This window comes from Streptomyces recifensis, assembly GCF_002154615.1.
In the GTDB taxonomy this organism is placed as follows: domain Bacteria; phylum Actinomycetota; class Actinomycetes; order Streptomycetales; family Streptomycetaceae; genus Streptomyces; species Streptomyces griseoluteus.
This window is the reverse complement of sequence record NZ_MUNH01000429.1, coordinates 1-9,281: the sequence shown is the minus strand read 5'-3', so window position 1 is coordinate 9,281 and position 9,281 is coordinate 1. Positions and strand designations below refer to the sequence as shown.

Here is a 9,281-nt window from a genome sequence, read left to right as displayed (position 1 = left end):
GCCGGACCTCCGCGTACTGCATCGGCGATGCCGACGCGCCCGCTTCGACGGCCTCTCGAACGTACGCCTCGACACCCGGCTCGGGGTGGAGGGTGGCGGTGTGGAGACAGTCGGGGTTGCGGTGGGCGAAGTCGGCGGCCCAGCCGTTGAGCCAGCGGGCCATGCCGGGCTTGTGCGGGTAGAGCATCGAAGTGAACGCCCGCACACCGAACTTGCGCAGCACAGCAGCGCGTTCCGCCTCCTGCTGCCGGTAGCTGATCGGCCACCCCAGTCCGCCGGTCAGCGGCCCCTGCGCGTCGAAGTATTCCCAGACCTTGTGCAGGACGCGCTCGGGCATGAAGTGCGTGTGCACGTCGATCAGTCCTCGAAGGCCGAGCCGGTTCCAGAAACGGCGGACCTCACCGGCCTCTTCACCAGGGCCACGTCGCTTGGGGGGGGGCAGCCCTTGTCCTACTGGCGGCGTGAGTGATCGGTCACCAGGGCCACTGATCTCGTGGGCGATGGCACGGACCGACGCCAGGTGCGCACGGCTGCCTTCACTTCGTCGCGACGGCCGTCGGTCCGAGAGAGGCATCGTGCCGCCGCCGTCCTGCACGGCGGCGGCGTCGGGTTGCCGCAGCCGCGCGATAGCTGCAGCGAATGCGAAAGGACGTCCACGACCCCTACTGCCCCGCCGTCCACGACCTGGTGGCCGGGCTCACGGGTCGCTGACAGGCGTGTCGACCCAGTGGCTCAAGCAAGCCACCAGATCGACGCTGCTGGTGCATGTCGGTCGCCGGCAGAGGCCGGCTCAAGCGCATCCAGTACCGCCCGGACCTCGTCAGGATCCTCCCCTCAGTCGACCGGTTCGCTGAGGCGCGCCTGTGCCGCCGCGAGGATCTCGGTCACCCGGAGTCCGAACGCGGCGTCGCAGGCGTGCCGGCGCCCGGTGCGGGCGGCCGCCGCCAGGGCGTCCACCGCACGGGCCAGCGCGGGCACCGCGCCCTCCGAACTCCTCGGCAGCAGCGCCACCCCCGACTCACCCCGCAGCTCCACATCGGCCCCGGCCGCCGAGGGCGGCGCCGACAGACTCAGCGTCAGCGTGCTCGACGCCCCGGTGGCATGGTCCAGCACCAGATGCACGGTGTCGGCGGGACCGTGCACCGCCGCGAGCACCTGCCGTACGTCACCCAGCACCGGCAGCAGAACCGACAGGGCGTGCGGGCCCACGTCCCACAGGGCGCCCTTCTCCCGCCGCCACGCCGACGCCGCGAACGGGCTGTCGCTGGTGAACACCGAGCCCATCCACTGCGCACGCGCCGTGAACCACCCCGCCTCGGCGGCCTGTTCCTCGATCCACGCCTCCGGCTCCTTCTGGAACCGGGTGGTGAAGAACACCACCGACGCCACCTGGGCCCGATCCGCCGCCTCGGCCACCGCCCGCGCCTCGGCCACGCCCAGCGCCAGCGGCTTGTCCAGCAGCAGATGCCGCCCGGCCCGCGCCGCGCGCACAGCCAACTCCGCCTGGACGGACGGCGGGAGGGCCACCGCCACCGCCTCGACATCGGCCAGCAGCTCGTCCACGTCCGGGTACGCCCGCACCCCGTACTCCCCGGCCAGCGCGGCCGCCGCCTTCGGGCTGCGCCCCCACACCCCGGCGAACTCCACACCGGGGTGACCGGCCAGCGCCGGTGCGTGTGCGGCGCGCGCCCAGGGGCCCGTTCCCAGCAGTCCGATGCGCATCGAGCGCTCCCTTCTCTTCACACCGTGCTCCACGGCATCAAGGGACGGCGTCCCTCTCGTCGTGGGTATACGGCTCCACGGGCCGGTCGTCTCCGGCCAGCCAGTGGGCGATCGTCTCCGCGATCGGCTGACCGGTGTCCAGCTCGACGAAACCGAACTGGCCCGACTGATTGCACTCCAGGAACCACCAGGTGCCGTCCGCGTCCTCCGCGAAGTCGAAGGCGCCGTAGGCCAGCTCGGCGGCCTTCAGGTAGCGGCGGACCGACACCGCCACCCGAGGCGGCACCTCGGCGGCGAGCCAGGGGGAGACGGAGGGGGCGAAACGGACGTCCACATGGTCGGGGTGGGCGTCCGGATCGACCGGTTTGCGTGCCGCCAGCAGCCGGTCCCCGACCGCCGTCAGCCGGATGTCGGCCCGTTTGGCCACCCGTCGCTGGAGCAGCGTCGGACCGAAGGCCACCGCGCTGAAGTCGGTGCCCGGCGCCACCCGGCTGGTCGGCACCGCGCGCGGCGGTTCCTGCGGATGCGCGCCGGAGACCGGCTTGACCACCACGTCCCGGTGCCGCTCGGCGAACTCCCGCGCCGTGTCGGGGAAGGTGGTGATCAGTGTGGCCGGCACCGGCAGCCCGCTGCGCTGGGCGAGCCGCAACTGCCACGGCTTGTGCCGGGCGCGGCGGGCCGCGTCCGGATGGTTCATCCAGCGGGCGTCGCTGCACCGCAGCATCCCGTACAGCGCCTGGGCCGACTCCTGGGTCAGCCAGGAGGACGGCTGGCGGGCACGGGCGGCCGCGTCGCCGGGCCTGCGCACCCAGATGGAGCGCAGGGCGCTCATCCCCACCAGGCGCCCGCCGACGGACAGCTGGCCGCCGCAGTCGTCCCCGGCGTACTCGCCGGTGAGCGCCACCCCGTTGGTGAGGTCGGCGGGGTCGAACCGGACGACGGGCACGCCCGCCTCGCCCAGTCGCAGGACCACCATGTCGGCCGTGACGTCCTCGTCACTGGTCAGGATGAGCACGGTCATCGTCGTAGGCCCGCGATCAGTCGTCGAAGTGCGTCTTGGAGCCCGCCGTGGAGGTGGTCGTCCCCAGGGTGAGCAGGATCGCGTGGTCGGTCGCGGCGATCCGCCCGTCCGGCAGGACGTTCAACTGCAGTGCGGAGTCGTACGCGTACGGAGCGGTGACATCCAACTGGCCAGCAGGCCGGGCATAGTTGAGCGTGAACGGTTCCATGGTCTCTCCCCTGTTTCGTCCTTCACGTCCTTATACGAATCGAACGAGTGGTTGGTTTCCTCACACTCCGTGACCAGAGCCCGGAGGGAGGCACCGTGAACCGATGGGTCAGCAGGAAGGACGCCACGCGGGGCGCGGTGGCTGCGCCCCACCGCACATTCGTCTGCCCCGTCGGGCCTTCGTACGAGCCTGGTTCACCCGGCCAAGGTGGCGCGCGCGACGGACAGGGCCTGCTCCGCGTAGCCCCGGCCGAAGAGCACCGCGTGCACCAGCAGCGGGAAGAGCTGATGGGCCCCGACCCGGTCGCGCCAGCCGTCGGCGAGGGGGCTCGCCTCCTGGTAGGCGCCGAGCACCAGTTCCAGATGGGGGCAGCCGAAGAGGCGGAGCATCGCCAGGTCGGTCTCCCGGTGGCCGCCGTGCGCGGCCGGGTCGATGACACGGACCTCGCCGTCGGCGCCCCACAGGACGTTGCCCTGCCACAGGTCGCCGTGGAGGCGCGCGGGCGGCTCGGCGGGACCGGCGAGCGCGGGCAGCCGCTCGCACACCGCCTCGATCACCCCGGCCTCGCCCGGCCGGACCGTGCCCGCGTCGACGGCGGAGCGCAGGTACGGCAGCACGCGGTGCTCTGCGTACCAGGAGGGCCAGTCGCCGCCCCGGACGTTCCGCATCGGCGCCCGGCCGATGTACGCGTCCTCGGGCCCGTCCGGCGGGGCGGCGCCGAAGGCCGGGGCGCCGGACGCGTGCAGCGCGGCCAGCGCGCGGCCGAAACGCTTCGCGGCCCCGGCGTCGGCGGCGCCGGTCGGCACCCGTTCGCTGACCAGGGACCACTCGTCGTGCCCGAGCACCTCCGGCACTCGCACCGCCCGTGCGGCACCGAGCCAGCGCAGTCCGGCCGCCTCGGCGCGCACCGCGCCGGGGCCCTCGCCACGCTTGACCATCACCGTGGTGCCGTCGTCCAGGGTGACCTCGGCGGGCGAGCCGGCCCCCACCGGGCCGCCCGTGACCCGGCGCCCGGTCAGCCGGGACACGGTCAGTGCGGGATCTTCGACTTGCTCGATCACGGCCCCAGAGTATGACCCGCAAAAGCCCCGCCACGTCAGGAACTTCGAGCGTTGCTACGACGGTTTTCGGCCAAGTTTGCCCGGAATGCGGGGCGGTGACGTCCGGTTCGCACCTCTGGGCGTCCGGAGGCCGCGCCCGGCCGCCGGACGGGTAACCGGCTGGTCCGTTCGGGGGTCGCACCGGCGTGTCGCTGGGACAGACGGGTGGAGAGCTGACCCGGCTGGACGGCCCGGATGGTGCGCGGCGCCGGGCGGTCCGACGGTGGATCATGTCGAGGCCGGGTCATGTCAGCCGATGAGGAATCCGCTGCCCGGCCACGGCGGAAGGACACCGACATGCGCTCTGCCCGCATTCTTCTCGCCACGGCGGCCGCGTCCGCCGCCCTCGCCCTGGCTCCCGGCGCCGCGCTCGCAGCGGACGACGGAGGGCGGGACGACTCCTCCTACAACAAGCAGCACGACAGCGACTCCGGCCGGGACAAGGGCTCCGGTGACAAGGAGTCCGGCGGCCGCGACTCCGGTGGGCGCGACTCCGGCGGCAAGGACTCCGGCCGTGACTCCTACGACTCCGACTCCGACGGCCCGCGCGGCGGCATGCACACCGGCGGCGGCGCCCTCGCGGCCGTCGGCAGCGGCGACCGGAGCTCCGGCTCCGGCGACGACAGCCGCTTCGACCCGGAGAGCTACAAGGACAAGGGCGACGGCGGCGGCGGCAGCGGCGGCAAGGACAGCGGGGGCAAGGACTCCGGCCGTGACTCCTACGACTCCGACTCCGACGGCCCGCGCGGCGGCATGCACACCGGTGGCGGCGCCCTCGCCGACTCCGGCGGCGTGACGACGGGCGGCGTCGCGGTCCTCACCGCGGGTGCCATCGGCGCCTACGCGCTGCGCCGCAAGAAGGCCGCCGGTCCGGCCTCCTGACCGCCCCCGAGAGAGCAGGGGCCGTGGCCGCCGTCGACGCCGTACCGCGTCGGCGGCCCGCGCCCCTTGACCCAGATCCCTGTGCTGCCGTGCCCGAGCGAGGTGGTGTCCGATGGCAGCAGACCCTTCCGGTGACAACGCGGGCCGGGGCGGCCGGATGACGCTGTGGGGGGCGGCCGTCGCCATCCTGGCGCTCAGCGTCTTCGGCGGCCACCACGGCACGGGCGACGGCACCGGCACGGCCCGCACCGGGACCGCGACGGCGGGCGCCATCCAGGCGGGAGCCCCGCTGCCCCGCTCGGCGCCGACCCGGCTGCGCATCCCCAAGATCGGCGTGGACGCGCCCTTCACCGCCCTCGTCCTCGCCTCGAACGGCCAGTTGGAGCCCCCGCCCGCGGGCAACACCAACCTCGTCGGCTGGTACGGCAAGGGCGCCTCGCCCGGCGAGACGGGCACCTCGGTCATCGCCGGCCACGTGGACACGGCCACCTCGGCGGCCGTCTTCGCCAACCTCGACGACCTGGCCCCCGGCGACCACTTCTCGGTGGAGCGCGCCGACGGCAACACCGCCGACTTCGTCGTGGACAGCGCCGACACCTTCGCCAAGGACGACTTCCCCAGCCAGCGGGTGTACGCGAACGCCAAGCGCCCCGAGGTCCGGCTCATCACCTGCGCCGGGGACTACGACCACTCGGCCAAGGACTACACGGAGAACCTGGTCGTCTTCGGCCACCTCGTCTGACCCGGCGGCCCCGCGCTCACCGGGCGCGAGGCGCCAGGGGGCCGTCGGAAGCGAAGGCGAGCTTCGCGAACCGCTCGCCGATCCGCCGGTGCGCGGCGCCGTCCGGGTGCAGCCCGTCGGGCAGCGGCAGCTCCGCGAAGTCGGCCTCGCCGTACAGCTCGCGTCCGTCGAGCAGGTGCAGATGCGGGTCCTCGGCGGAACGCTGCGCCACGATCCGGGCCAGCTCCGCCCGGACGGCGTTCAGCGTCAGCTTGCCCTGGGCGGCCTCCGCCGGGTCCCCGGCCGCGCGGAAGGCGAGGCGCCCCTCGCTCAGTGCGGAGAGGTCCGGCATGGTGGGGCCGGGGGTGTCCTCGTGCATCGGGCACAGGATGGGGGAGACCACGAGCAGCGGCGTGCCGGGGTGGCCCTCGCGGATGGTGTCCAGGAAGCCGTGCACGGCTGGCCCGAACGCCCGCAGCCGCATCAGGTCGGTGTTGACCAGGTTGATGCCCAGCTTGACGCTGATCAGATCGGCCGGGGTGTCCCGCAGCGCGCGGGCGGTGAACGGGTCCAGCAGGGCGCTGCCGCCGAGGCCCAGGTTGACCAGCTCGACCCCGCCGAGCGAGGCGGCGACGGCGGGCCAGACACCGGTCGGGCTCGCCGCGTCCGAGCCGTGGCTGATGGAGCTGCCGTGGTGCAGCCACACCGGCCGGTCCGAGGCGGGTACGGGCGCCACGGGCGCGTCGGTGCGCAGCGCGACCAGCTCGGTGGTCTCGTTGTGCGGCAGCCAGATCTCCACGGTCTTGTCCTCGGCGGACAGCCCGCCGAAGCGGGCGGTGCCGGCCGGACCGGGGGTCAGTTCGGCGGCGCCGGTGGTCATGTCGAGGGTCAGCGTGTCGCCGCCGGTGACCGTGGCACTGCCCACCGGGTGGCCGTCCACCAGCAGGTCGTAGACGCCGTCCGGGCGCGCCGGTGCGCCCAGGTAGGCCCGCTTGGTGGGCACGGTGTCCAGCTCGACCACGGTGGCACGGGTGCGGAACACCAGCCGCACTCCGGAGGGCTGGGACTCCACCATGTGCAGTTGCGGGTCGGCGCACTGGGCGCGGGCCCGCGCGGGCAGCCGGTGGGGGAGCAGGCCGCGCTCGGTGCGCTCCAGTTCCAGGGCGCCCCGGACGAGTTCGGCGGTGAGGGGGGTGCTGGTCCAGTCGGTGGTCATCGGAAAGGTCCGTCGGCAGTAGGAACAGGGCGGTTCAGGAGACCGGCCAGTTGCGCAGGAGAGCGTCGAGCGCGTCGAGGACGCGGTCCCAGGACTCCTGCGAACCGGGGGCGCTGTGGTCGAACCCGCCGGCCGACTCCAGGCCCACATAGCCGCTGAACACGCTGCCCAGCAGGCGTACGGCATGGGTCTGTTCGGGCTCGGCGAGGTCGTAACCGCGCAGGATCGCCCGGGTCATCTGGGCGTGCCGTACGCCCGCGCTGGCGGCGGCGGTCTCCGGGTCGAGCCGGTACCGGGCCGCCTCGAAGCGGCCGGGGTGCGCGCGGGCGTAGTCGCGGTAGGCGTTGGCGAAGGCGGTCAGGGCGTCCTTCCCGGCCCGGCCCGCGAGGGCCTCGGCGGCGCGGTCGGCCAGCTCCTCCAGCGCGAGCAGCGCGATCCGGGTGCGCAGGTCGTGGGAGTTGCGCAGATGCGAGTACAGGCTCGCGGTCTTCACGTCGAACCGCCGGGCCAGCGCCGACACCGTGACCTGCTCGAACCCGGCCTCGTCGGCCAGCTCCGCCCCGGCCCGGACCAGCCGCTCCGTACTCAGCCCCGCACGCACCATGGACCCGCCTCCTCGTGAACCTGACCGATTATGTATTTGCCTAAAGGGTTTAGGCAAATGGTGATCAGATGTAGGTACGCCGACGGCCGCCGACCGCAGTGCGGGCGGCGGCCGTCCAGGGGCGCTACCGGGGCTCTCAGACCTCCGGCGCCGGGTACGTCGGGTACTCCACGCCCGAGACGTGCTGGACGACCCGGACCACCTGGCAGGAGTAGCCGAACTCGTTGTCGTACCAGAGGTAGAGGATCGCGTTGTCGCCGTCGACCTTCAGCGCGCCCCCGTCGACGATCGAGGCGTTGCGGGAGCCGATGAAGTCGCTGGAGACCGCGTCGGGCGCCGTGGTGAAGTCGATCTGGCGCTTGAGCGGAGAGGTCAGCGACACCTCGCGCAGGTAGTCGTGGACCTCCTCGCGGGTGGTCTCGCGGCCGAGGCGCAGGTTCAGGATGGCGATCGAGACGTCCGGCACCGGCACCCGGATCGAGCTGCCGGTGATCGGCGCCTTGAGGTCCGGCAGCGCCTTCGACACGGCGGACGCGGCACCGGTCTCGGTGATCACCATGTTGAGCGGCGCGGACCGGCCCCGGCGCTCGGCCTTGTGGTAGTTGTCCAGCAGGTTCTGGTCGTTGGTGAACGAGTGAACCGTCTCGACGTGGCCGCGCAGCACCCCGTACTCGTCGTCCATGGCCTTCAGCGGCGGGACGATGGCGTTGGTGGTGCAGGACGCGCAGGACAGGATCTGCTCGTCCGGCTTGATGGTGTCGTGGTTGACTCCGTGCACGATGTTCGGCACGTCACCCTTGCCGGGCGCGGTCAGCACGACCTTGTCGATGCCGGGCCGCAGGTGCTTCGACAGGCCCGCGCGGTCACGCCAGTTGCCGGTGTTGTCGATGAGGATGGCGTCGCGGATGCCGTACTCGGTGTAGTCCACGGAGGACGGGTCGTCGGCGTAGATCACCTTGATCTCGTTGCCGTTGGCGACGATCGTGCTGGCGTCCTCGTCCACCGTGATGGTGCCCTGGAACTGGCCGTGGATCGAGTCGCGGCGCAGCAGCGAGGCCCGCTTGACCAGGTCGCCGGCGGCCTTGGCGCCACCGCCCCGGACCACGACGGCCCGCAGACGCAGCCCGTTGCCCGAACCGGCCTTCTCGATCAGCAGGCGCGCGACCAGCCGGCCGATCCGGCCGAAGCCGTACAGCACAACGTCGCGCGGCGCGCGGCGCTCGATCTTCTCGGCGCCGGTCGCCCCGGCGACCGCCTCGGCGGTGAACTCCGCCACGCTCAGTCCCCGGTCGTCGGCCTTGTACGTCGCGGCCAGCATGCCGAGGTCGATCTGGGAGGGGCCGAGATCGAGGGCGGCCAGCGCCTTCAGGAACGGCATCGTCTCGGTGACCGACAGCTCGGCGCCCGCGATCTGCCGGGCGAAGCGGTGGGTCTTGAGGATGCTGACCACCGACTTGTTGACCAGGGAGCGGCTGTGCAGCAGGACGGTCACGTCCCGCTCGCGGTGCAGCTTCCCGATGATCGGGATCATCGACTCCGCGATCTCCTCGCGGTTCTTCCAGTTCGTGAACGAGTCGTCGTTGACAGTCACAGATCTATCTTTCGAGCTAGGCGGCGCTCATATGGTAGACACACCCTACTTTGATCATCTGAGCCGCCTGTCAGGGGGGTCGGCCCGGGCGCCGTTCCTGAATCAGGGTGGAAGACCACGCGACACCCTGGCACCGCATTGCACCGCCCGTACGCCGTGACCATGGTCGACGCGTGATCACGTCTTCCGCACCCCGGCCCGGAGCGGCCACCGCCC

10 protein-coding genes are annotated in these 9,281 nt (G+C 72.6%); 2 read left to right on the top strand and 8 right to left on the bottom strand.

The window, feature by feature from the left end; translation table 11 throughout:
• From CCN33_RS21630 to CCN33_RS21610, 5 genes are all read right to left on the bottom strand, one after another.
• On the bottom strand, window positions 1-442 hold a 442-nt coding region (locus tag CCN33_RS21630; protein WP_244173895.1), incomplete at its 3' end, for an amidohydrolase.
• Window positions 443-834: 392 nt separating this feature from the next.
• Complete coding sequence (locus tag CCN33_RS21625; RefSeq protein WP_086695212.1) at window positions 835-1,722, bottom strand: Gfo/Idh/MocA family protein; 888 nt, start codon at window positions 1,720-1,722, stop codon at window positions 835-837.
• A 37-nt stretch (window positions 1,723-1,759) separates the two neighbouring features.
• Window positions 1,760-2,743, bottom strand: coding sequence for an ATP-grasp ribosomal peptide maturase (gene tgmB / locus CCN33_RS21620; protein ID WP_086695211.1), 984 nt, complete (start codon window positions 2,741-2,743; stop codon window positions 1,760-1,762).
• A gap of 16 nt (window positions 2,744-2,759) precedes the next feature.
• Window positions 2,760-2,951, bottom strand: coding sequence for a putative ATP-grasp-modified RiPP (gene tgmA / locus CCN33_RS21615; protein WP_086695210.1), 192 nt, complete (start codon window positions 2,949-2,951; stop codon window positions 2,760-2,762).
• Window positions 2,952-3,145: 194 nt separating this feature from the next.
• The gene (locus CCN33_RS21610; protein ID WP_208621826.1) at window positions 3,146-4,012 is read right to left on the bottom strand and encodes a fructosamine kinase family protein; all 867 of its coding nucleotides are present in this window, start codon (window positions 4,010-4,012) and stop codon (window positions 3,146-3,148) included.
• Window positions 4,013-4,348: 336 nt separating this feature from the next.
• On the opposite strand from CCN33_RS21610, the gene CCN33_RS21605 reads away from it, so the two are divergent.
• Complete coding sequence (locus tag CCN33_RS21605) at window positions 4,349-4,933, top strand: hypothetical protein (RefSeq protein WP_086695209.1); 585 nt, start codon at window positions 4,349-4,351, stop codon at window positions 4,931-4,933.
• A 112-nt stretch (window positions 4,934-5,045) separates the two neighbouring features.
• Window positions 5,046-5,675 (top strand): class F sortase, encoded by a 630-nt coding sequence (locus CCN33_RS21600; RefSeq protein ID WP_086695208.1) that lies wholly within the window; start codon window positions 5,046-5,048, stop codon window positions 5,673-5,675.
• Between the two features lie 16 nt (window positions 5,676-5,691).
• On the opposite strand, the gene CCN33_RS21595 is transcribed toward CCN33_RS21600, so the two are convergent.
• The 3 genes from CCN33_RS21595 to CCN33_RS21585 all read right to left on the bottom strand — a co-directional run bounded on the left by CCN33_RS21595 (window position 5,692) and on the right by CCN33_RS21585 (window position 9,065).
• Entirely contained in the window at window positions 5,692-6,870 is a 1,179-nt protein-coding gene (locus CCN33_RS21595; RefSeq protein ID WP_086695207.1) for a GDSL-type esterase/lipase family protein, read from the bottom strand.
• 34 nt (window positions 6,871-6,904) lie between these two features.
• Entirely contained in the window at window positions 6,905-7,474 is a 570-nt protein-coding gene (locus CCN33_RS21590; RefSeq protein ID WP_086695206.1) for a TetR/AcrR family transcriptional regulator, read from the bottom strand.
• Between the two features lie 136 nt (window positions 7,475-7,610).
• Entirely contained in the window at window positions 7,611-9,065 is a 1,455-nt protein-coding gene (locus CCN33_RS21585) for a glyceraldehyde-3-phosphate dehydrogenase (RefSeq protein WP_086695205.1), read from the bottom strand.
• Window positions 9,066-9,281: the final 216 nt, after the last annotated feature.